This is a genomic window from Burkholderia sp. MSh2, assembly GCF_000731655.1.
GTDB classification, from domain to species: Bacteria; Pseudomonadota; Gammaproteobacteria; order Burkholderiales; family Burkholderiaceae; genus Burkholderia; species Burkholderia paludis.
Map to the genome: position 1 here is coordinate 15,183 of NZ_JPGM01000019.1, position 23,182 is coordinate 38,364.

A 23,182-nucleotide genomic window follows, 5' to 3' on the forward strand; every position below is an offset into this window, starting at 1 on the left:
GTAACAAGGATGTCTGGCGAGATGTTTGGAGATCGGCAACGGCCGATGGTGCTCGTACTGGGGCTCGGGGAATCGGGTCTCGCGATCGCGCGATGGTGCGCGAGGCACGGGTGCCGGCTGCGCATTGCCGATACCCGCGAGGCGCCGCCGAACCTTGCCGCGCTGCAGGCCGAAGGCATCGATGCGGAATTCGTCGGCGGGCCGTTCGCGCCCGCGCTGCTCGACGGCGGCGTCGAGATCGTCGGGCTGAGCCCCGGGCTGTCGCCGCTCGAACCGGCGCTCGCGGCGCTGGTCGCGACCGCGAACGAGCGCGGGATCGCCGTGTGGGGTGAACTGGAGTTCTTTGCGCAGGCGCTGCGCGCGCTCGGCACGAGCGGCTACCAGCCGAAGGTGCTCGCGATCACGGGCACCAACGGCAAGACCACGACGACGAGCCTCACGGGCCTGCTGTGCCAGCGTTCGGGCAGGAAGGTCGCCGTCGCGGGCAACATCAGCCCCGCGATGCTCGACCGGCTGGCGGGCGCGATCGACGAAACGGCGCTTCCGGACGTGTGGGTGCTCGAACTGTCGAGCTTCCAGCTCGAGACCGCGCGCACCTTCGCGCCCGATGCGGCCGCGATCCTGAACATCACGCAGGATCATCTCGACTGGCACGGCAGCTTCGACGCGTATGCGACGGCAAAGGGCCGGATCTTCGGCGCGACGACGACGCGCGTGCTGAACCGCGACGACGCGGCCGTGATGAAGTTCGCGCCGGCCGCAGGCGCGGCCGACGCGCCGCGTACGGTCACGTTCGGCCTGAACGAACCGACGCAGGACGGCGATTACGGGCTGACCCGCGACAACGGCATCGCATGGCTGGTGGAAGCCATCGATCGCGAGGCGCCGGATGAAGCGGCGGCGACGAGCCGCCGGCGCAAGCGCGACGCGCACACGCCCGACATCGCGCAGAAGCGCCTGATGCCGGTCGACGCGCTGCGGATTCGCGGGCTGCACAACGCGGCGAACGCGTTGGCCGCATTCGCGCTCGCGCGGGCGATCGACCTGCCGGCCGCGCCGCTGCTGCATGCGCTGCGCGAATATCGCGGCGAAGCGCATCGTGTCGAAGTGATTGCGACGATCGACGACGTGGACTACGTCGACGACAGCAAGGGCACGAACGTCGGCGCGACGGTTGCCGCGCTCGACGGGCTCGCGCAGAAGATCGTGCTGATCGCGGGCGGGGACGGCAAGGGACAGGACTTCGCGCCGCTGGTCGCGCCGGTGGCGCGCTGGTGCCGCGCGGTGATGCTGATCGGCCGCGACGCGCCGGCGCTACGCGACACGCTCGCCGAAACGGGCGTGCCGCTCGCCGGCCACGAGACGCTCGAAGGCGCGGTGCGTGCGGCGGCCGAGCTGGCGGAGCCGGGCGATGCCGTACTGCTGTCGCCCGCGTGTGCAAGCCTCGACATGTTCAGGAACTACGCCCATCGCGCAGAGGTGTTCCGCGCGGCGGTCGACGAAATCGCCATCGACAAAGGAGCGACGCCATGAGCTGGTCCGATCGCCTCGTCTCCCGCTTCAACGACCGACGCGATACCGGCGGCAATGCCGCGGGCGGTCGCGTCGCATCGGCCACGCGCGCCGCGACGGGCGGCCTCGCGAGCGTCGTCAACGGCGTGCGCCCGAGCCGTTCGCGAATGCTCGACTTCGACTATTCGCTGCTGTGGGTTGCGATCGCGCTGCTCGGGCTCGGCGTCGTGATGGTCTATTCGGCGTCGATCGCGATGCCCGATTCGCCGAAATACGCGTCGTATCACGATTACGCGTTCCTGATGCGCCACTGCGTGTCGCTCGTCGTCGCGTTCGTCGCGGCGGTGGTCGCGTTTCGCGTGCCGGTGTCGACGTGGGACAAGTACGCGCCGCATCTCTTCCTGATCGCGCTCGTCGGCCTCGTGATCGTGCTGATTCCGCACGTCGGCAAGGGCGTGAACGGCGCGCGCCGCTGGATTCCGCTCGGCATCACGAACATGCAGCCGTCGGAAATCATGAAGCTCGCGGTGACGATCTACGCGGCGAACTACACGGTGCGCAAGCAGGAATACATGCAGAGCTTCGCGAAGGGCTTCCTGCCGATGGCGTTCGCGGTCGGCCTGGTCGGCGCGCTGCTGCTGCTCGAGCCGGACATGGGCGCGTTCATGGTGGTCGCGGCGATCGCGATGGGCGTGCTGTTCCTCGGCGGCGTGAACGGCAAGCTGTTCGGCGGGCTCGTCGCGACGGCGGTCGGCACCTTCACGATGCTCGTGTGGTTGTCGCCGTGGCGTCGCGAGCGGATCTTCGCGTATCTCGATCCGTGGGACGAGCGCTACGCGCAGGGCAAGGCGTACCAGCTCACGCACTCGCTGATCGCGTTCGGGCGCGGCGAGTGGTTCGGCGTCGGCCTCGGCGGCAGCGTCGAGAAGCTGAACTACCTGCCTGAAGCGCATACCGACTTCATCCTCGCGGTGATCGGCGAGGAACTGGGCTTCGTCGGCGTGCTGGTCGTGATCCTGCTGTTTTACTGGATCGTGCGCCGCGCGTTCGAGATCGGCCGCCAGGCGCTCGCGCTCGACCGCACGTTCGCGGGCCTGACGGCGAAAGGCATCGGCATCTGGTTCGGCGCGCAGACCTTCATCAACATGGGCGTGAACCTCGGGCTGCTGCCGACCAAGGGGCTGACGCTGCCGCTCGTGAGCTACGGCGGCTCGGGCATTCTGCTCAACTGCATCGCCCTCGCGGTGCTGCTGCGGGTCGACTACGAAAACCGGGTGCTGATGCGCGGAGGGAAGGTATGACCGCGTCGCGACGTACGCTGATGGTGATGGCGGGCGGCACCGGGGGCCACGTGTTCCCGGGGCTCGCGGTCGCGCACCGGATGGAAGCGGCGGGCTGGCGCGTCGTATGGCTCGGCAATCCGGCCGGGATGGAAGCGACGCTCGTGCCGAAGCACGGCATTCCGATGGAATACGTTCGGTTCGGCGGGCTGCGCGGCAAGGGGCTGAAGACCAAGCTGACGCTGCCGGTCAATCTGCTGCGCGCGTGCTGGCAGAGCCTCGGCGCGCTGCGCCGCGTGCGGCCGGACGTCGTGCTCGGAATGGGCGGCTACATCACGTTCCCGGCGGGCGTGATGACCGCGCTGTCGGGCCGTCCGCTCGTGCTGCATGAACAGAACTCGATCGCGGGCCTGACGAACAAGGTGCTCGCGAAATTCGCGAAACGCGTGCTCGTCGCATTTCCCGGCGCGCTGCCGCACGCGGAATGGACGGGCAACCCGATTCGCGCGGAACTTGCGGGCACGGAAGCACCCAAAGCACGCTACGCGTCGCGCAGCGGCCCGCTGAACGTGCTGGTCGTCGGCGGCAGCCTCGGTGCGGCCGCGCTGAACGAAGTCGTGCCGCGCGCATTGGCGATGCTGGCGCCGGGCGAGCGCCCGCGCATCGTGCATCAGGCCGGCGCGAAGCACATCGACGCACTGAAGGCGAATTACGAAGCAGCCGGTTTCGCGGCCGGAGAGGACGTGCGGCTCGTGCCGTTCATCGACGACATGGCGGCCGCGTACGCGGCGGCGGATCTCGTGATCTGCCGGTCGGGCGCGATGACGGTGTCGGAGATCGCGGCGGTGGGCGTGGCGGCGCTGTTCGTGCCGTTCCCGTACGCGGTCGACGATCACCAGACGAGCAACGCGGCGTTCCTCGCCGATGCGGGCGCGGCGGTGCTGGTGCAACAACGCGACCTGTCGGCGGATCTGCTCGCCGACTGGCTGCGCGGCCAGTCGCGGGCATCGCTCGCGGACATGGCGGAACGTTCGCGCTCGCTGGCGAAGCCCGAGGCCACCGACGAGGTCGCGCGCGTGTGCGCGAAGGCGGCCGGCGCGAACCTGGAAGAACATCAATGAAACAACCCACACGCTCACATCGCTCGCTCGGGAGGGCTCGACCCTTCCGTCCCCACCATGCGTCTCTTTCGGGGCATGCGGCGGCCCGGCGGAGGCTGACATGAAACATATCGTCAAACACATTCATTTCGTTGGAATCGGCGGCTCGGGCATGAGCGGCATCGCCGAGGTGCTCGTCAACCTCGGCTACGAGGTCAGCGGCTCGGACCTGTCGCGCAATGCGGTGACCGATCGTCTCCAGGCGCTCGGCGCACGGATCGCGATCGGCCATGACGCGGCAAACATCGAGGGGGCGAACGCGGTCGTCGTGTCGACGGCGGTGCGCTCGGACAATCCGGAAGTGCTCGCCGCGCGCCACCGGCGCGTGCCGATCGTGCAGCGGGCGGTGATGCTCGCGGAGCTGATGCGCCTGAAGCAGGGGATCGCGATCGCCGGCACGCACGGCAAGACCACGACGACGAGCCTCGTCGCGAGCGTGCTGGCGGCGGGCGGGCTCGACCCGACCTTCGTGATCGGCGGGCGGCTGATCAGCGCCGGCGCGAATGCGCGGCTGGGCACCGGCGATTTCATCGTGGCCGAGGCCGACGAGTCGGACGCGTCGTTCCTGAACCTGTATCCGGTGATCGAAGTCATCACGAACATCGATGCCGACCACATGGACACCTACGGCCACGATTTCGCGCGGCTCAAGCAGGCGTTCATCGAATTCACGCAGCGCCTGCCGTTCTACGGCAGCGCGGTGGTGTGCGTCGACGATCCGAACGTGCGGCAGATCATCCCGTTCATCTCGAAGCCGGTGGTGCGCTACGGCCTGTCGCCGGACGCGCAGGTGCGCGCGGAAGACATCGATGCGCGCGACGGCCGGATGCACTTCACGGTCATCCGCGAAGGGCGTGCGCCGCTCGCGGTCGTGCTGAACCTGCCGGGTCTGCACAACGTGCAGAACGCGCTGGCGGCGATCGCGATCGCGACCGATCTCGGCGTCGACGACGACGCGATCCAGCAGGCGCTGGCCGAATTCAACGGCGTCGGCCGGCGCTTCCAGCGTTACGGCGAGGTGCCGGGCGCGGACGGCGGCCACTACACGCTGATCGACGACTACGGCCATCACCCGGTCGAGATGGCCGCGACGATCGCGGCCGCGCGCGGCGCGTTCCCGGGCCGCCGCCTCGTGCTGGCGTTCCAGCCGCATCGCTATACGCGCACGCGCGACTGCTTCGACGATTTCGTCAACGTGCTGTCGACGGTCGATGCGCTGGTGCTGACGGAAGTCTACGCGGCCGGCGAGGCCGCGATCTCGACGGCCAACGGCGACGCGCTGTCGCGTGCGCTGCGCGAGGTGGGGAAGGTTGACCCGGTGTTCGTCGCGACGGTGGACGACGTGCCGGATGCATTGGCGAAGGTCGCGCGCAACGGCGACGTGGTGATCACGATGGGCGCGGGTTCGATCGGCGGCGTGCCGGCGAAGCTCGTGCAACACATTCAACAGAAGGCATGACATGAGCGGGATCGATCCGAAACGTTTCGGCAAGGTGGCAGTGTTGTTCGGCGGCGAATCCGCCGAGCGCGAGGTGTCGCTGACCTCGGGCCGCCTCGTGCTGCAGGGCCTGCGTGACGCGGGCGTTGATGCGCATCCGTTCGACCCGGCCGAGCGGCCGCTGTCGGCGCTGAAGGACGAAGGCTTCGTGCGCGCGTTCAACGCGCTGCACGGCGGCTACGGCGAGAACGGCCAGATCCAGGGCGCGCTCGATTTCTATGGCATCCGCTACACGGGCAGCGGCGTGCTCGGGTCGGCGCTCGGGCTCGACAAGTTCCGCACGAAGCTCGTGTGGCAGCAGACGGGCGTGCCGACGCCGCCGTTCGAGACGGTGATGCGCGGCGACGACCTCGCCGCACGCGCGACCGACATCGTCGCGAAGCTCGGGCTGCCGCTGTTCGTGAAGCCGGCGAGCGAAGGCTCGAGCGTGGCGGTGCTGAAGGTGAAGACGGCCGACGCGCTGCCGGCCGCGCTCGAGGAAGCCGCGAAGCACGACAGGATCGTGATCGTCGAGAAGAGCATCGAAGGCGGGGGCGAATACACCGCGTGCATCGCCGGCGATCTCGATCTGCCGCTGATCAAGATCGTGCCGGCGGGCGAGTTCTACGACTACCACGCGAAATACGTGGCCGACGACACGCAGTACCTGATCCCGTGCGGCCTGCCGGCCGAACAGGAAGCGGAGCTGAAGCGCATCGCGCGCCGGTCGTTCGACGTGCTCGGCTGCACCGACTGGGGCCGTGCGGACTTCATGCTGGACGCCGCCGGCAACCCGTACTTCCTGGAAGTGAACACCGCGCCGGGCATGACCGACCACTCGCTGCCGCCGAAGGCGGCGCGCGCGGTCGGCATCAGCTACTCGGAGCTGGTGGTGAAAGTGCTGGCGCTCACGCTCAACGACTGAAGCAGGAACGGAAAGACGTCATGTGGAACAACGTTCGCCAACTCAACCTTGCCGCCAGCGCGCTGTACGCGATGCTGCTGCTCGTGTTGGCGGCGGCCGGCTGCTACTGGCTGATCCAGCGCCCGACGTTCGCGCTGCGGGAAATCCGCATCGACGGCGACACCGAGCACATCAATTCGCCGACGGTGCGCGCGGGTGTGGTCGGCCGGCTGAAGGGCAATTTCTTCACGGTCGATCTCGATGCGGCGCGCACCGCGTTCGAGCAGATGCCGTGGGTGCGCCACGCGAGCGTGCGCCGGGTGTGGCCGAATGCGCTGGCTGTCACGCTCGAGGAGTACAAACCGCTCGGGACCTGGGGCAGCGACCAGCTCGTGAGCGTCGACGGCGAGCTGTTTACCGCGAACCAGGGCGAGCTGGAACAGGAACTGCCGGCGTTCGACGGCCCGGAAGGCAGTGCGAAGGAAGTCGTCACGCGGTATCGCGACTTCGGGAAATGGTTTGCGCCGCTGAAGGCGGCGCCGGAAGAAGTGACGCTGTCGGCGCGCTACGCGTGGACGGTGAAGCTGTCGAACGGCATGCAGGTCGAGCTGGGCAAGGAACGCAACAGCGACACCCTGCATGACCGGAGTCAGCGCCTGGTGGCCGCGTGGCCGGCCGTCACGGAGCGCTGGGGCAACGACATCGAGTACGCGGACCTGCGCTATCCGAACGGATTCGCGATTCGCGCGGCAGGCATGCGGTTCCTGACCGATACCGACAAGCGCAAGAAGTAACGAGAGATCACACGCAAGAGCACTTTATGAGCAAAGACTACAAGGATCTGCTGGTTTCCCTCGACATCGGCACGTCGAAGGTGGTGGCCATCGTCGCCGAGCTGAAGGGCGAGGGTCACTACGAGGTGATCGGTCTCGGCCAGAGCGAGTCGAAGGGTCTGAAGAAAGGTGTGGTGGTCAACATCGAGGCCACCGTGCAGTCGATCCAGCGCGCGCTCGAGGAAGCCGAGCTGATGGCCGACTGCAAGATCACCAACGTGTTCACGGGGATCGCCGGCAGCCACATCCGCAGCTTCAACTCGAGCGGGATGGTCGCGATCAAGGACAAGGAAGTCACGCAGACGGACGTCGCGCGCGTGATCGAGACCGCCAAGGCGATCAACATCCCGACCGACCAGCAGGTGCTGCACATCCTCACGCAGGAATTCATCATCGACGGCCAGGAAGACGTGCGCGAGCCGATCGGGATGAGCGGCATCCGGCTGGAAGTGAAGGTGCACATCGTGACGGGCGCGGTGAGCGCCGCGCAGAACATCGTCAAGTGCGTGCGCCGCTGCGGGCTCGAAGTGAACGATCTGATCCTGCAGCCGCTCGCGTCGTCGCTGGCCGTGCTGACGGAAGACGAAAAGGATCTCGGCGTGGTGCTGGTCGACATCGGCGGCGGCACGACGGACATCGCGATCTTCGCCGAAGGCGCGATTCGCCATACCGCGGTGATTCCGATCGCCGGCGACCAGATCACGAGCGACATCGCGATGGCGCTGCGTACGCCGACGCCGGATGCGGAAGACATCAAGGTCGGCTACGGGATCGCGAAGCAGGCGCTCGCCGATCCGGACGAGATGGTCGAAGTGCCTGGGCTCGGCGAGCGCGGCCCGCGCACGCTGTCGCGCCAGGCGCTCGCGGCCGTGATCGAGCCGCGTGTCGAGGAGCTGTTCTCGCTCGTGCAGCAGGTGGTGCGCGAATCGGGTTACGAAGAACTGCTGAGCTCCGGCGTGGTCATTACCGGCGGTGCGTCGATGATGCCGGGCATGGTCGAGCTCGGCGAGGACATTTTCCTGAAGCCGGTGCGCATCGGCGCGCCGGAGTATGCGGGCGGCCTGTCCGACGTCGTGCGCAATCCGCGCTATTCGACGGCGATGGGGCTGCTCGTCGAAGGCAGCGCGCAGCGCATGCGCGGCCGCAAGGTCGCCGTGCAGTCCGGCAACGCGGGGCAGGTGTTCTCGCGGATGAAGGAGTGGTTCCTGAGCAATTTTTAAGCATCCAAGCGGCTCGGCATGCCGAGCCAGCCCCCCGGGGGCGGGAAAGCCCGGGACGGCCCGGCGTTTTCCGAGGAAGAACCGAATCGAAATTCGCGCCGGTGCCGGCGGCTGGCGCGCGACAGGGGGTTGCCCGATCTCCTGCCGAATAACGGCCGAGTAGCAGTATTTCTCTTGACGGAGGCAACAATGGAATTCGAAATGCTGGAAACCGAAACCAACGGCACCATCATCAAGGTGGTGGGCGTTGGCGGCGCTGGCGGCAATGCCGTCCAGCACATGATCAACCGCGGCGTGCAGGGCGTCGACTTCATCGTGATGAACACGGATGCGCAGGCGCTGTCGCGTTCGCGCGCATCGTCGGTGATCCAGCTCGGCAACACGGGCCTCGGCGCCGGTGCGAAGCCGGAAATGGGCCGTGCGGCAGCGGAAGAAGCGCGCGAGCGCATCGCCGACGCGCTGCGTGGTGCGCACATGGTCTTCATCACGGCCGGCATGGGCGGCGGCACGGGCACGGGCGCGGCGCCGGTGGTCGCGCAGATCGCGAAGGAGATGGGCATCCTGACGGTGGGTGTCGTCAGCAAGCCGTTCGAGTTCGAAGGCGGCAAGCGCATGCGCGTCGCCGAAGCCGGCTCGCAGCAACTGGAGGATCACGTCGACTCGCTGATCGTCGTTCTGAACGACAAGCTGTTCGACGTGATGGGCGACGATGCCGAGATGGACAAGTGCTTCCAGTGCGCGGACGACGTGTTGAACAACGCAGTGGCCGGCATCGCGGAAATCATCAACGTCGATGGCCTCGTGAACGTCGACTTCGAAGACGTGAAGACGGTGATGGGCGAGCAGGGCAAGGCGATGATGGGCACGGCGACGGTTGCCGGCGTCGATCGCGCACGCCTCGCGGCGGAACAGGCCGTGGCGAGCCCGCTGCTCGAAGGCGTCGATCTGTCGGGTGCGCGCGGCGTGCTGGTCAACATCACGTCGAGCCGTTCGCTGCGCCTGTCGGAAACGCGCGAAGTGATGAACACGATCAAGAGCTACGCGGCGGAAGACGCGACCGTGATCTTCGGTGCGGTGTACGACGATGCGATGGGCGATGCACTGCGCGTGACGGTCGTGGCGACGGGTCTGGGCCGTGCGGCGAAGAAGCAGCAGTCGGCACCGATGACGCTGCTGCGCACGGGTACGGACAACCAGCCGGTCAGCGCGGTCTCGCACGGCTATGCCCCGACGCATCACGTCAGCACGGCCGACTACGGCGCGCTCGATACGCCGGCGGTGTGGCGCAATTCGCGCGAAACCGCGGCATCGCACGTGCAGGCGCTGCAGGAGAAGGGGGTCGACACGTACGACATCCCGGCATTCCTGCGCAAGCAGGCTGACTGACGCAAACACAGGCGAAGCCGCGGCGAGACTGCCGCGGTATCGCCGGCGTGACGGATGCTACGGACCACGACAGGCCGCGTCGGCAGCGACGCCGGGCCGGGAAACGTGCCCTCTTCGCTCATGCGAGGCGGGATGGGCCGTGCTGTCCGCAACACGCTGAAAAACCGTATCGCTATGAGGGACCAGCCATGATTCAAGTGGGCGACGCGCTGCCCGACGCGCAATTGTTCGAATTCATCGACGACGCGCGCGAAGGGTGCACGCTGGGGCCGAATGCCTTCAGCGTGCGCGACCAGGTTGCGGGGAAGCGGGTGGTGATCTTCGGATTGCCGGGCGCTTTCACGCCGACCTGCTCGGCGCAGCATGTGCCGGGCTACGTCGAACACGCCGAGCAGCTGCGCTCGGCGGGCATCGACGAGATCTGGTGCGTGTCCGTCAACGACGCATTCGTGATGGGCGCATGGGGACGTGATCTGCACACCGCGGGCAAGGTGCGCATGATGGCGGACGGCAGCGCGGCTTTCACTCATGCGCTGGGGCTGACGCAGGATTTGTCCGCGCGTGGCATGGGAATTCGTTCCCTGCGCTACGCGATGGTGATTGACGGCGGTGTGGTCAAGACGCTGGCCGTCGAGGCGCCGGGCAAATTCGAAGTGAGCGATGCGGCGAGTGTTCTCGCGACGTTGACGTCCTGATCGTGCGGTGCGCCGTTGCCTGCCGGCAACGCTGCTCACCGGCCTTCGGGGCAGTTGTAACACGGGCCGATGACCGGAAACGCCTCCGTTCCGGGCATCGGCCCGTCCCGTATTCGCCAGGGTAAACGGCTGAAACAGATTGATACGCAGTTTCAAACTGCGCTGAATAGGGAATTACGCTATAATCCCTCCTATCGAATATAACTCCTGATTGAATTCTTCAATCACGACGAAGAACACCATGCTGAAGCAGCGCACCATCAAATCCATCGTGAAGACCGTGGGGATCGGTGTCCACTCGGGCCGCAAGATCGAGCTGACGCTCCGTCCCGCCGCGCCGGGCACGGGCATCGTCTTTTCGCGCGTCGACCTTCCCACGCCCGTCGACATTCCCGCCGCGGCGACGTCGATCGGCGACACGCGGCTCGCGTCGGTGCTGCAGAAGGATGGCGTGCGCGTCTCGACCGTCGAGCACCTGATGTCGGCGTGTGCCGGCCTGGGCATCGACAATCTCTATGTCGACGTGACGGCCGAGGAAATCCCGATCATGGACGGCAGCGCGGCGACCTTCGTGTTCCTGATCCAGTCCGCCGGGATCGAGGAGCAGAACGCGCCGAAGCGCTTCATCAAGGTGAAGAAGACGGTCGAGATCCGCGACGGCGACAAATTCGCGCGTCTCGATCCGTACTTCGGTTTCAAGCTGAAGTTCTCGATCGACTTCCGCCACCCGGCCGTCGACAAGACCGGCCAGGAACTCGAGGTCGATTTCGCGAATACGTCGTACGTGCGCGAGATTGCGCGCGCGCGCACGTTCGGTTTCGCGCATGAGGCCGAGATGCTGCGCGAGATGGGTCTCGCCCGCGGCGGCAGCATGGAAAACGCGATCGTGCTCGACGAGTACCGCATCCTGAACAACGACGGGCTGCGCTACGACGACGAATTCGTGAAGCACAAGATGCTCGATGCGATCGGCGACCTGTACGTGATCGGCCATCCGCTGCTGGCGTCGTATACGGCGTACAAATCGGGCCACGGACTGAACAACGCGCTGCTGCGCGAACTGCTCGCGCACGAGGATGCGTACGAGATCGTCACGTTCGACGATTCGCAGGCCGCGCCGAAGGGCTTTGCGTTCGACATGCAGACGGCCTTCGCCTGACCGGCGTTCGGCGCAAGCAAAAAAGCGGCCCTCGGGCCGCTTTTTTATTGGCCGGGCGATGCCGGCGCGGGCGCCGGCTCAGCGCGGTTTCGCGCCATGCCGTGCCGCCATCCGCGCGAGCGCGGCTTGCAGCGGCGACGGTTCGAGGTGATCGGCCAGGTCGCGCAGCGCGGCCGCGCCGACCGACGTCATCCGCGCCTGTTTCACGTGCGGCGGCTCCGGCGCATCCTTCGGGCGCACGCGCACGCGCAGCGTCGAGACCGGCCAGCCGCGCTTCTGCAGATCGCCGAGCAGCCGCGGCTCGACCTGTCGCAGCCGCGCGGCCAGCGCGTTGTGCGCGGCAAAGAGGGTCAGGGTGCCGTCCTTCACGAAGCCGGGTTCGACGTGATTCGCCAGATAGTCGGGCAGGAGCGCGGCAAGATCGCGCTGCAGCGACGCGACCTGTTCGACACCGGCGCGCAGCGCCGCGAACGCGTCCGTGCGATTGAGCACCTCGGACACGGGTTGCGGGCGATACGCGGCGAGCGGGCCGAAACGCTTGGAAAATCGGTTCATCGAGACATTCTTCGGGCGCGCACGCGCGCGGACGGTTGACGCCGATTGTACCCGCGCCGGCCCGCGCACGGGCGGCTTTCGCCCCATGCGCCCGGCTGTCGGCGCGCAATGCCGGTCCGGCCGAGACTCGGGCGCATGCTTTCCCGCGTGCTAAAATTCGACGTTTGAGTCCACTAATTCGCTAAGCCGCCGAGGCTCGGGCGCCGGGGCGCGCAATACGCGCCGGGCGCCGGTGCTGCGACGCAGGATCCGATCCGATGACAACCGGTTTTCTCCAGAAAATTTTTGGCAGCCGCAACCAGCGGCTCGTCAAGCAATACCAAAAGACCGTCACGACGATCAATGCGCTCGAAACGCAGATCGAGAAACTGACGGACGACCAGTTGCGCGGCAAGACGGACGAATTCCGCCAGCGGATCGCGGCCGGCGAGTCGCTCGACAAGCTGCTGCCCGAGGCGTTCGCGGTCTGTCGCGAGGCGAGCCGCCGCGTGCTGAAGATGCGGCACTTCGACGTGCAGATGATCGGCGGCATGGTGCTCCACTACGGCAAGATCGCGGAAATGCGCACCGGCGAGGGCAAGACGCTCGTCGCGACGCTGCCCGTGTACCTGAATGCGCTGGCGGGCCGCGGCGTGCACGTCGTGACGGTCAACGACTACCTCGCGCAGCGCGACGCCGAATGGATGGCGCGCCTCTACAACTTCCTCGGTCTGTCGGTCGGCATCAACCTGTCCGGCATGGAACACGACCAGAAGCAGCAGGCCTACGCGGCGGACATCACGTACGGCACGAACAACGAGTTCGGCTTCGACTACCTGCGCGACAACATGGTCTACGAGACCGACGCGCGCGTGCAGCGGGCGCTGAACTTCGCGGTCGTCGACGAAGTGGACTCGATCCTGATCGACGAGGCGCGTACGCCGCTGATCATTTCGGGCCAGGCCGAGGATCACACCGAGCTGTACGTGCGGATGAACGCGCTGCCGCCGCTGCTCGAGCGCCAGATCGGCGAGGAGAAGGCCGACGGCACGGGCGTCGAGAAGCCGGGCGACTACACGCTCGACGAAAAGGCGCGCCAGGTGTTCCTGACCGAATCGGGCCACGAGAAGGCCGAGCGCCTGCTCGCCGATTGGGGGCTGATCGGCGAGGGCGAGAGCCTGTATGCGCCGCAGAACATCACGCTGATGCACCACGTGTACGCTGCGCTGCGCGCCCACACGCTGTTCCACAAGGATCAGCACTATGTCGTGCAGAACGGCGAAGTGGTGATCGTCGACGAATTCACGGGCCGCCTGATGGCCGGCCGCCGCTGGTCCGACGGCCTGCACCAGGCCGTCGAGGCGAAGGAACACGTGAAGATCCAGAGCGAGAACCAGACGCTCGCATCGATCACGTTCCAGAACTACTTCCGGATGTACGCGAAGCTGGCCGGCATGACCGGTACCGCGGACACCGAAGCATACGAATTCAACGAGATCTACGGTCTCGAGACGGTCGTGATCCCGACCAACCGTCCGCCGAAGCGGATCGACAAGCAGGACCAGATCTACAAGACGGCCAAGGAGCGCTATGACGCGGTGATCCGCGACATCCGCGACTGCTACGAGCGCGGCCAGCCGGTGCTGGTCGGCACGACGTCGATCGAGAACTCGGAACTGCTGTCGCACCTGCTGAAGCAGGCCGGGCTGCCGCACGAGGTGCTGAACGCGAAGCAGCACGAGCGCGAAGCGGCGATCGTCGCGGAAGCCGGCCGTCCGAAACGCGTGACGATCGCGACCAACATGGCCGGTCGCGGTACCGACATCGTGCTCGGCGGCAACGCCGAGAAGCAGGCCGCGTTCATCGACGCCGACGATGCGATTCCCGCCGACGAAAAGGCGCGCCGCATCCAGCATCTGCACGACGAGTGGGAAACGCTGCACGAGCAGGTGAAGGCCGCGGGCGGCCTGCACATCATCGGCACCGAACGCCACGAATCGCGCCGGATCGACAACCAGCTGCGCGGCCGTGCGGGTCGCCAGGGCGATCCGGGCTCGTCGCGCTTCTACCTGTCGCTCGACGATCCGCTGCTGCGCATCTTCGCGGGCGACCGCGTGCGCTCGATCATGGATCGCCTGAAGATGCCGGAAGGCGAGGCGATCGAGGCCGGCATCGTCACGCGCTCGATCGAATCCGCGCAGCGCAAGGTCGAAGCGCGCAACTTCGACATCCGCAAGCAGCTGCTCGAATACGACGACGTGTCGAACGACCAGCGCAAGGTGATCTACCAGCAGCGCAACGAACTGCTCGAAGCGCACGACATCACCGAGACCATCACCGCGATGCGTCACGGCGTGGTGACCGAAGTCGTCGGCCAGTTCGTGCCGGAAGGCAGCATCGAGGAGCAGTGGGACGTGCCCGAGCTCGAGGAAGCGCTGCGCAACGACTGGCAGCTCGACCTCGCGATCCAGGAAATGGTGAACGAGTCGTCGTCGATCACGGCCGAGGAGATCCTCGAAGCGGTGACGACGGCCGCCGACGAGCAGTACGAGGCCAAGGTCGCGATGGTCGGCCGCGAATCGTTCAGCGCGTTCGAGCGCTCGGTGATGCTGCAGACGGTCGACCGCCTGTGGCGCGAGCACCTCGCGGCGCTCGACCACCTGCGCCAGGGCATCCATCTGCGCGGCTATGCGCAGAAGAATCCGAAGCAGGAATACAAGCGCGAAGCGTTCGAGCTGTTCGCCGCGATGCTCGACGCGATCAAGCAGGAAGTCACGCGTGTCGTGATGAACGTGCAGATCCAGTCGCCGGAACAGCTCGAGGAAGCGGCCGAGCAGATCGAGGAGCGTGGCGGTCATCTCGAGAACGTCGAATACCAGCACGCCGAATTCGCGGAAGCCAGCACGCCGGTGGCGGGCGGTGCGGCGGTCGCGGCGGCCGCGGCAACGGCCGACATGGTCGGCAGCGCGATGACCCACAGCGGCCCCGGCGGCGAAATGCCGAAGGTCGGCCGTAACGATCCGTGCCCGTGCGGCAGCGGCAAGAAGTACAAGCACTGTCACGGGAAGCTGTCATGATCGGCGGCGGCGCGCGTCACGCGTGCCGCTTCGTTCGCAGCTTCGAGTGAGTGATGTGAGTTGCGGCGGCCCGCGCGTGCGGCCGCCGGTTCTTCCAATCGATGCCGGCGTGTGCCGGCATTTTCCATCCGGCAGGTGTGCCCCATGGCTGTCAATTTTCCGTCGATCGATCCCGCCCAACTGCATCCCGTCGCCGGCGTCACGCTCGGCTGGGCGGAAGCGAACATCCGCAAGCCGAATCGCAAGGACGTGCTGGTCATCTCCGTCGACGAAGGCGCGACGGTCGCGGGCGTATTCACCGAAAACCGCTTCTGCGCGGCGCCGGTCACCGTCTGCCGCGAGCATCTGGCGAAGGTGCGCGCGGGCGGCGCGGGCATTCGCGCGCTCGTCGTGAACACGGGTAACGCGAACGCGGGCACCGGCGAGCCGGGCCTCGTGAACGCACGCGAGACCTGCACGGAACTCGCGCGCCTCGCAGGCATCGAGCCGGCGCAGGTGCTGCCGTTCTCGACCGGCGTGATTCTCGAGCCGCTGCCGATCGATCGCCTGAAGGCCGGCTTGCCGGCCGCGCTCGCGAACCGCAAGGCCGCGAACTGGTTCGATGCCGCGCAGGCGATCATGACGACCGATACGCTGCCGAAGGCCGCTTCGCGCCAGGTGACGATCGACGGCCACACGGTCACGCTGACGGGCGTCAGCAAGGGCGCGGGCATGATCAAGCCGAACATGGCCACGATGCTCGGTTTCCTTGCGTTCGACGCGAACGTCGCTCAGCCGGTGCTCGACACGCTCGTGAAGGAAGTCGCCGACCGTTCGTTCAACTGCATCACGATCGACGGCGATACGTCGACGAACGACTCGTTCATCCTGATCGCGTCGGGCAAGAGCACGCTGCCGGCGATCACGTCGACCGATTCGCCGGCCTATGCGGCGCTGCGCGATGCGGTGACGGAAGTCGCGCAGGTGCTGTCGCAATTGATCGTCCGCGATGGCGAAGGTGCGACGAAATTCATGACGGTGCAGGTCGAGGGCGGCAAGAACGTCGCCGAATGCCGCCAGATCGCGTACGCGATCGGCCATTCGCCGCTCGTGAAGACGGCTTTCTATGCATCCGACCCCAACCTCGGCCGGATTCTCGCGGCGATCGGCTACGCGGGCGTCACGGATCTCGACGTCGGCAAGATCGACCTCTATCTCGACGACGTGCTCGTCGCGAAGGCGGGCGGCCGCAATCCGGCCTACCAGGAAGAGGACGGCCAGCGCGTGATGAAGCAGAGCGAAATCACGATTCGCGTGCTGCTCGGCCGCGGCGACGCGCAGGCCACCGTCTGGACGTGCGACCTGTCGCACGATTACGTGAGCATCAACGCGGATTACCGCTCCTGAGCGGGAGCGCCCGAACGACATGGACAAGCTCGAACAATTTCTGACGCGGGCCGAGGCGCTGCTCGGCCGCCTCGAAGGGATGCTGCCGCCCGCGCCGGCGGCCGTCGACTGGAACGCCGCGCACGCTTTCCGCTGGCGTAAGCGCCAAGGGCGCGGCTACCTGCAGCCGGTGCCGGCCGTGTCTTCGATCACGCTCGGCGATCTGCACAACATCGATCGCCAGAAAGGGTTGATCGACCAGAACACGCGGCAGTTCGTGCAGCAGAAGCCGGCCAACAACGTGCTGCTCACCGGCGCGCGCGGCACCGGCAAGTCGTCGCTGATCAAGGCGTGCCTGAACGCGTATGCGAAGGACGGGCTGCGCCTGATCGAAGTCGACAAGGACGACCTGCACGATCTCGGTGACATCGTCGATCTGATCTCGCAGCGTCCCGAGCGTTTCATCGTGTTTTGCGACGACCTGTCGTTCGAAGAGGGCGAATCGGGCTACAAGGCGCTGAAGGTCGCGCTCGACGGTTCGATCGCCGCGCAGTCGGACAACGTGCTGATCTACGCGACGTCGAATCGCCGCCATCTGCTGCCCGAGTACATGAGCGACAACGAGACTTACAAGCATCTCCCGGACGGCGAGATTCACCCCGGCGAAGTCGTCGAGGAGAAGATCTCGCTGTCGGAGCGCTTCGGTCTGTGGGTCAGCTTCTATCCGTTCAAGCAGGACGATTACCTCGACATCGTCGCGCACTGGCTGCGCCACTTCGGCTGCCCGGAAGCCGAAATCGAGACCGCTCGCGGCGACGCGCTCGTGTGGGCGCTCGAGCGCGGTTCGCGGTCGGGGCGCGTCGCGTGGCAGTTCGCGCGTGACTGGTCGGGGCGCAAGGAGCAGGCATGAGCGTGGATCTCGCACAGGGCGCCGTGCGTGCGCCGGATGGCCGCAAGGTGACGGAAGTCGCGGTCGGCGTGATGGTGCAGCCGGACGGCACGGCCGGCGGCTGCCGCTATCTGCTCGCGCAACGGCTGCTGGGCAAGCCGTATGAAGGTTACTGGGAGTTCCCGGGCGGCAAGCTGGAGGCCGGCGAAAGCGTCGAGGACGCGCTTGCGCGCGAACTGCACGAGGAGCTTGGCATCGAAGTCACGGCGAGCCATCGCTGGCACACGCTCGAGCACGACTATCCGCATGCGTACGTGCGGCTGTATTTCTGCAAGGTGACGGGCTGGACGGGCGAGCCGCACAGCAAGGAAGGCCAGGCGTTCGTGTGGCAGGCGCTGCCTGTCGACGTTGCGCCGCTGCTGCCGGCCGCGCTGCCGGTGCTCGAACTGCTCGCGCAGGAAGCCGCGTCGAACTGACGCCGCTGCTGCCCGCCGCAAAGGCGGGCCATATTACTGGAGGGCGCCGCTGCGCGCCGCTCAGCTGTCGCGGCGGCCGTCCGAGCCTTCTTCCTCGGATGACGGGCCCTCGTCCGAGGAGCCGCCGATCCGGTACTTTTCCGCGGCCCACGCGCCGAGGTCGAACTGCTTGCAGCGGGCCGAACAGAATGGCCTGAACTGGCTTTCAGGCGTCCAGCGCACTTCGGCGCCGCACGACGGGCATTTCACAACGGTAGTCATACGAAAGCGATCCGGCACGCGGCCGTTACAGATTGCACAGTGTCAGATGGAACGGCACGTCGATGTCCACCGCGCGCGGCCGCACATCGCCGTCCTGCGTGGTGAACCGTACCCACAGCATGTATTTGTTGGCGCTCGCCTCGGGAATGACGCGCAGCTCCGGCGGCACGCGCACCTGCATCAACTGATAGGTGCGACCCGACAGCATTTGCTGGTAGCTGCCCTGCATCGCCATGACCTTCGACGCCTGGCCCGATTCGCGCGCAAGCCGCAGCACGATCGTTACCGCGTCGCGCAGCGGCAGCATCGGCATGATCCATTTCGCGATGTCCTGGCGCCGCTGCTCGGCGGGCCATTGCTGCCATGCGTAGTACGACGGCAGGTCGAACTTGCAGGTGCCGCCGGGAATCACTGCACGGCTGCGGATGCTGGCGAGCCACTCGTTGTCGACGAGGTGCTGACCGGTCTTGCCCTGCATTTGCGCGAGATTCGCGAGCGTTTGCTCGATTTCGCCAAGCACGGCTTCGAGCGCGTTCTGCTCGATGCCCGGATTGCCGCGAAAGGGAGCGAGCGTCTGGCGCTGACGTTCGAGCTCCTTCATCAGATCCGATTTCAGGTCCGCGCGGCCCGTTACCTCGGCGATTTCGAACAGCGTCGTCAGCGCGACGTGATGTTCACGCGGGTCCTCCTGAGCCAAAAAGAACGCGAAGCGCTCGAAGAGATCTTCGAGGCGCAACAGCGTGCGAATTCGCTCGTTGAACGGATACTCGTAAAGAATCAAGCGCGCTCGCCTCTCGGGTAGGGATTGAAACAATGCAGGACATTCTAATGCCCACTCTCTACCCTAGCAACGCACCAATTTCGTACGCCATCGCAATGGCGCCCGACACTCAGGGCGCGGCGGCCGCGAACCCGAGATAGCGTTGGTGCAGCGCGTCGACCTGCGCGGCGAGCGCATCGGGTGTCGTCGCGTCGTTGACGATCACGTCGTCGGCGGCGGCGAGACGGTCTTCGCGCGTCGCCTGCTTCGCGATGATCGCTTCGACCTGCTCGCGCGCGAAGCCGTTGCGCCGCATCACGCGCGCGATCTGCGTTTCGACCGGGCAATCGACGACGAGCACGCGATCGCTGCGCGCCTTCCAGTTGCCGGACTCGACCAGCAGCGGCACGACGAACATGACGTACGGGCCCCGCGCTTCGCGCGCTTCGCGATCGGTCTCCGCGCGAATCAGCGGATGCGTGATCGCTTCGAGGCGCCGGCGCGCGGCGTCGTCGCTGAAGATCAGAGCACGCATCTTCGCGCGGTCGAGGGAGCCGTCGGCGGCAACGAAGCCCTGGCCGAATGCGTGTTCGATCGCGGGCATCGCCAGGCCGCCCGGTGCGGTGATGCGATGGGCGATCAGATCGGTATCGACCAGCGACGCGCCGCGCGCGGCGAACAGGTCGGCGACGGTTGTCTTGCCGCTGCCGATACCGCCGGTGAGCCCTACTGCGAACATGTCAGCCTCCGAGCGCCGAATAAAAAGGGGTGCCGAAAAACAGGGTCGCGGCGCCGCCTGCGGCGAGGAACGGGCCGAATGGAATCGGCTCCTCGAAGCGCATGCGGCCGCGCCAGGTTGCGACGAGCCCGACGATCGCGCCCGTCACCGCAGCGAACAGGACGACCTGCGGCAGTGCGACCCAGCCCATCCAGGCGCCGAGCGCGGCGAGCAGCTTCAGGTCGCCGAAGCCGATGCCCTCGATGCCGCGCAGCCATTTGAACAGCCAGTAGATCGACCACAGGAACAGGTAGCCGGCCATGGCCCCGATCACGGCCGAGCGCAGGGAGACGAACGTGTGGCCGAGGTTCAGCAAGAGCCCGGCCCAGAGGAGCGGCAGCGTCATCGAGTCGGGCAGATAGCCGGTCCGGATGTCGATCGCGCTCATCGCGAGCAGCGCGGCGCACAGAGCGAAGGCGGCGAGGGCCGCGACGGTCGGGCCGAACGCCGCGAGCGAGCCGGCGGCGAGCAGTGCGCACGCGAGCTCGACGAGCGGATAACGGATGCCGATCGCATGGCCGCAGCGTCGGCAGCGTCCGCGCAACACCAGGTAGCTGACGAGCGGGATGTTTTCCCACGCGCGTAGCACGTGGCCGCAATGCGGGCATGCGCTGCGCGGCCGCCACAGATCGTAGCGCGGCGGGTAGCCGTCGTCGGGGGCGGCGCGTGCGTTGCCCGTGGCTTCGGCGATCTCGGCCTGCCAAGCGCGCTGCATCATCACGGGCAGCCGGTGCACGACCACGTTCAGGAAGCTGCCGACGCAAAGGCCGATGACGACCGCGAACGCATACTGCACCGCGTGCGGCAGCATCGCCAGCGCGAGCAGCATGCTTTCGGGCGAATCGGGAACGGCGTACAGGGGCGCTGGCGTCATGAGGCTCAAGGTCGGGACTAAAAGGCGACAGAATCGGTTGCGATGCTACACCACGTTGCCGAGCTGAAGGATGGGCAGGTACATCGCGATCACGAGGCCGCCGACGAGGGCGCCCAGCACGATCACGATCAGCGGTTCGCCGAGCGCGCCGAGTGCATCGAGACGTGTGTCGAGCTGGCGTTCGCATAGCGCGGCGATATCGGCGAGCATCGTATCGAGCGTACCGGTTTCCTCGGCCACGGCGATCGGCTGGACGACGTCGTCCGGAAAGCAGCCGGCCGACTGCATCGCATCCGCGAGGCGAGCGCCGCGCAGCACGCGTGCCGCGATGTCGACGGTGGCGCGCGCGAACACCGGATGGCCGGCGGTGCGCTCGAGCGTGGCGAAGGCATCGGCGAGCGGCACGCCGGCGCCGAGCAGCGTCGCAAGCGAGCGGCACCAGCGCGCGGCCGCGAACTGCCCGAGCGCGCTGCCGGCGAACGGGGCGTGCAGCAGATGCCGCGCGAGCTCGTGGCGCAGCACCGCCGACCGCCGAAGCGCGTGACGGGCGGCCAGCCCGGCTGCCGCGATCCCGGCAATGATCACGCCGCCCCACGCCGACAGGGCGGCGGACAGCGCGAGCAGCGCGCGGGTCGGCGCCGGCAGTGCGGCACCGAAGCCGTCGAAGATTTGCCGGAAGGTCGGCAGGACCCACACCATCAATGCGGCCGAGATCGCGAGCGCGAACAGGATCACGGCCGCCGGATAGGCGAGTGCGGCCCGCAGCTTGCGCTGCTGCGCGTCGGCGCGCTCGCGGTGCTCCGCGACTCGCGTCAGCACGATGCCGAGCGAACCGGACGCTTCGCCGACCTCGATCAACTGGCGATACAGCATGCCGAATTGCGACGGATAGCGTGCGAGCGCATCGGCGAAGCGCCGGCCGCCGACGATTTCTCGGGCGAGGCCCGCGGCGATGCGCGGCAGGCCGCCGCGCGCTCGCGTGCGCGCGAGCATCTCGAGCGACGGCGCGAGCGGCAGCCCGGCCTGCAGCAGGCTCGCCAGCTGGCGCGTGAAGCGCGTAACGTCCCGTGTGCCCGCCGCTGGCGGCCGGGCCGGCCCGCGCGCGGCGAGCGACAGCACCGCGATGCCGTCGCGCGCGAGTGCGGCGCGGGCAGCCGCACCGTCGAACGCGATGACGATTCCGCGCCGCGGCGCGCCGTCGCGACGGCGGCCGCGCCACGCGAAGCGGGTTTCGCGCGGCGGCGTGTGCACATTCATGCCGCAGGTGTCGCGGCGATGGCTTCCGCGAGGCTCGTCGTGCCGTCCCGCACGCGCGCGAGTGCCGCGTCGCGCAGATTGCGCATGCCTTCGGTCGCCGCACACTGCGCGAGTTCGCCGGCGCTTGCGCGCGTGACGATGCGCTCCGCCAGCCTGGGCGATACCGGCATCGTCTGATGCAGGCCGACGCGGCCGCGATAGCCGATGCCGTGACAGGCCGGACAGCCTCGCGCGACGAACGGCCGCCAGCCGGTGGCGAGCGCCGCCGGGTCGCAGCCGGCTTCCCGGAGTACGGCCGGCGGTGCGTCAGAGTGCACGCGACAGGCGGTGCACAGCCGTCGGACGAGACGCTGTGCAGTGACGAGGTGCAGCGCGGCCGCGAGGTTGTACGGCGCGACACCGATGTCGAGCAGCCGTGCGATGGCGGCCGGCGCGTCGTTCGTATGCAGTGTCGACAGCACGAGATGGCCGGTCTGCGCGGCCTTGATCGCGACGTCGGCCGTTTCCGCGTCGCGAATCTCGCCGACCATGATGATGTCCGGGTCCTGCCGCAGCAGCGCGCGCAGCGCCGTCGCGAACGTGAGCCCTGCTTTTTCGGCGACGCCGACCTGGCTGATGCCGTCGAGCTGGATCTCGGCGGGATCTTCCACCGTGCAGACGTTGTGCGTGTCGCGATCGAGCATCTGCAGCGCGCAGTAGAGCGACAGCGTCTTGCCGCTGCCGGTCGGGCCCGTGACGAGCACGAGGCCATGCGGAGCGCGTATCGCGGCCTCCATCGCGGCCGTCTGCTGCGCATCGAAGCCGAGACGCGCGAGCGTGAGGTCGGGCGGCAGCGTTTCGAGGCGCCGCAGCACGAGCTTTTCGCCGAACAAGGTGGGCAGCGAGCTGACCCGGTAGTCGCCGCGCGTGCCGCCGTCGATCGAGAGGCGCAGCCTGCCGTCCTGCGGCAGCCGCCGTTCGGCGATGTCCATGCGCGCCAGGACCTTGACTCGCGTCACGAGCGCGTCGCGCAGATGAAGGGGCGGCCGCGCGTGTTCATGCAGCACGCCGTCGATGCGCAGGCGGATGCGCCAGCCGGCCTCGAACGGTTCGACGTGGATGTCGGATGCATCGCGCACGCGTGCGGCGTGAAGCGTGTCCGTCAGCAGCCGCACGGCCGGCGCGTCGTCGAGCTGGGCGGCGTCGAGCGCGCGCAGTGCCGCGGCGGGCGATGCATCGGAGCGGGCGGGCGGCGGCTGCGTGCGCAGCGGCGCACCGGGAGGAGAAAAATGCATGTGAGCCGACC

21 protein-coding genes are annotated in these 23,182 nt (G+C 67.5%); 14 read left to right on the forward strand and 7 right to left on the reverse strand.

Going from position 1 to position 23,182, the window contains the following annotated elements; translation table 11 throughout:
- Positions 1 to 21 precede the first annotated feature (21 nt).
- The 10 genes from murD to lpxC all read left to right on the forward strand — a co-directional run bounded on the left by murD (position 22) and on the right by lpxC (position 11,626).
- The gene (gene murD / locus GQ57_RS12805) at positions 22 to 1,533 is read left to right on the forward strand and encodes a UDP-N-acetylmuramoyl-L-alanine--D-glutamate ligase (protein WP_034198042.1); all 1,512 of its coding nucleotides are present in this window, start codon (positions 22 to 24) and stop codon (positions 1,531 to 1,533) included.
- Positions 1,530 to 2,813: a putative lipid II flippase FtsW gene (gene ftsW, locus GQ57_RS12810; protein WP_031398952.1), complete on the forward strand. Its 1,284-nt coding sequence runs from the start codon at positions 1,530 to 1,532 to the stop codon at positions 2,811 to 2,813. The genes murD and ftsW overlap by 4 nt, the downstream gene beginning before the upstream one ends.
- Positions 2,810 to 3,913 carry an undecaprenyldiphospho-muramoylpentapeptide beta-N-acetylglucosaminyltransferase gene (murG, locus tag GQ57_RS12815; protein ID WP_031398951.1) on the forward strand — a complete coding sequence of 368 codons (1,104 nt, stop codon included), beginning with the start codon at positions 2,810 to 2,812 and terminating at the stop codon, positions 3,911 to 3,913. Before ftsW ends, murG begins: the two co-directional genes overlap by 4 nt.
- A 100-nt stretch (positions 3,914 to 4,013) precedes the next feature.
- Positions 4,014 to 5,411, forward strand: coding sequence for a UDP-N-acetylmuramate--L-alanine ligase (murC, locus tag GQ57_RS12820; protein ID WP_031398950.1), 1,398 nt, complete (start codon positions 4,014 to 4,016; stop codon positions 5,409 to 5,411).
- Between the two features lies 1 nt (position 5,412).
- Complete coding sequence (locus GQ57_RS12825; RefSeq protein ID WP_031398949.1) at positions 5,413 to 6,354, forward strand: D-alanine--D-alanine ligase; 942 nt, start codon at positions 5,413 to 5,415, stop codon at positions 6,352 to 6,354.
- A gap of 20 nt (positions 6,355 to 6,374) precedes the next feature.
- Positions 6,375 to 7,127: a cell division protein FtsQ/DivIB gene (locus tag GQ57_RS12830; protein WP_031398948.1), complete on the forward strand. Its 753-nt coding sequence runs from the start codon at positions 6,375 to 6,377 to the stop codon at positions 7,125 to 7,127.
- Between the two features lie 26 nt (positions 7,128 to 7,153).
- Positions 7,154 to 8,386: a cell division protein FtsA gene (gene ftsA, locus GQ57_RS12835; RefSeq protein ID WP_006487138.1), complete on the forward strand. Its 1,233-nt coding sequence runs from the start codon at positions 7,154 to 7,156 to the stop codon at positions 8,384 to 8,386.
- A 189-nt stretch (positions 8,387 to 8,575) separates the two neighbouring features.
- The gene (gene ftsZ, locus GQ57_RS12840) at positions 8,576 to 9,772 is read left to right on the forward strand and encodes a cell division protein FtsZ (RefSeq protein WP_011350843.1); all 1,197 of its coding nucleotides are present in this window, start codon (positions 8,576 to 8,578) and stop codon (positions 9,770 to 9,772) included.
- 188 nt (positions 9,773 to 9,960) lie between these two features.
- Positions 9,961 to 10,467, forward strand: coding sequence for a peroxiredoxin (locus tag GQ57_RS12845; protein WP_031398947.1), 507 nt, complete (start codon positions 9,961 to 9,963; stop codon positions 10,465 to 10,467).
- Positions 10,468 to 10,708: 241 nt separating this feature from the next.
- Entirely contained in the window at positions 10,709 to 11,626 is a 918-nt protein-coding gene (gene lpxC / locus GQ57_RS12850; protein WP_031398946.1) for a UDP-3-O-acyl-N-acetylglucosamine deacetylase, read from the forward strand.
- A 78-nt stretch (positions 11,627 to 11,704) separates the two neighbouring features.
- Here the strand turns inward: lpxC and GQ57_RS12855 are convergent, their stop codons facing one another.
- A complete protein-coding gene (locus GQ57_RS12855; RefSeq protein ID WP_031398945.1) occupies positions 11,705 to 12,181 on the reverse strand; it encodes a DUF721 domain-containing protein in 477 nt (158 codons plus the stop codon).
- A 257-nt stretch (positions 12,182 to 12,438) separates the two neighbouring features.
- On the opposite strand from GQ57_RS12855, the gene secA reads away from it, so the two are divergent.
- The 4 genes from secA (at position 12,439) to GQ57_RS12875 (ending at position 17,967) form a co-directional block, all read left to right on the forward strand.
- Positions 12,439 to 15,237 carry a preprotein translocase subunit SecA gene (secA, locus tag GQ57_RS12860; protein WP_034198043.1) on the forward strand — a complete coding sequence of 933 codons (2,799 nt, stop codon included), beginning with the start codon at positions 12,439 to 12,441 and terminating at the stop codon, positions 15,235 to 15,237.
- Between the two features lie 144 nt (positions 15,238 to 15,381).
- Positions 15,382 to 16,623, forward strand: a complete 1,242-nt coding sequence (gene argJ, locus GQ57_RS12865; protein ID WP_034198044.1) for a bifunctional glutamate N-acetyltransferase/amino-acid acetyltransferase ArgJ — start codon at positions 15,382 to 15,384, stop codon at positions 16,621 to 16,623.
- Positions 16,624 to 16,642: 19 nt separating this feature from the next.
- Positions 16,643 to 17,512, forward strand: a complete 870-nt coding sequence (locus tag GQ57_RS12870; RefSeq protein ID WP_031398942.1) for an ATP-binding protein — start codon at positions 16,643 to 16,645, stop codon at positions 17,510 to 17,512.
- Positions 17,509 to 17,967, forward strand: coding sequence for an NUDIX domain-containing protein (locus GQ57_RS12875; protein ID WP_034198045.1), 459 nt, complete (start codon positions 17,509 to 17,511; stop codon positions 17,965 to 17,967). Before GQ57_RS12870 ends, GQ57_RS12875 begins: the two co-directional genes overlap by 4 nt.
- A gap of 60 nt (positions 17,968 to 18,027) precedes the next feature.
- Here the strand turns inward: GQ57_RS12875 and GQ57_RS12880 are convergent, their stop codons facing one another.
- The 6 genes from GQ57_RS12880 to GQ57_RS12905 all read right to left on the reverse strand — a co-directional run bounded on the left by GQ57_RS12880 (position 18,028) and on the right by GQ57_RS12905 (position 23,171).
- Positions 18,028 to 18,228, reverse strand: a complete 201-nt coding sequence (locus GQ57_RS12880) for a DNA gyrase inhibitor YacG (protein ID WP_031398940.1) — start codon at positions 18,226 to 18,228, stop codon at positions 18,028 to 18,030.
- Positions 18,229 to 18,253: 25 nt separating this feature from the next.
- Positions 18,254 to 19,009 (reverse strand): cell division protein ZapD, encoded by a 756-nt coding sequence (gene zapD, locus GQ57_RS12885; protein WP_031398939.1) that lies wholly within the window; start codon positions 19,007 to 19,009, stop codon positions 18,254 to 18,256.
- Between the two features lie 109 nt (positions 19,010 to 19,118).
- Positions 19,119 to 19,727 carry a dephospho-CoA kinase gene (coaE, locus tag GQ57_RS12890; protein WP_034198046.1) on the reverse strand — a complete coding sequence of 203 codons (609 nt, stop codon included), beginning with the start codon at positions 19,725 to 19,727 and terminating at the stop codon, positions 19,119 to 19,121.
- Between the two features lies 1 nt (position 19,728).
- Positions 19,729 to 20,640 (reverse strand): prepilin peptidase, encoded by a 912-nt coding sequence (locus tag GQ57_RS12895; protein WP_034198047.1) that lies wholly within the window; start codon positions 20,638 to 20,640, stop codon positions 19,729 to 19,731.
- Between the two features lie 45 nt (positions 20,641 to 20,685).
- Positions 20,686 to 21,897: a type II secretion system F family protein gene (locus GQ57_RS12900; protein WP_034198048.1), complete on the reverse strand. Its 1,212-nt coding sequence runs from the start codon at positions 21,895 to 21,897 to the stop codon at positions 20,686 to 20,688.
- Positions 21,894 to 23,171, reverse strand: a complete 1,278-nt coding sequence (locus tag GQ57_RS12905; RefSeq protein WP_034198049.1) for a GspE/PulE family protein — start codon at positions 23,169 to 23,171, stop codon at positions 21,894 to 21,896. Before GQ57_RS12905 ends, GQ57_RS12900 begins: the two co-directional genes overlap by 4 nt.
- Between the last annotated feature and the right edge of the window lie 11 nt (positions 23,172 to 23,182).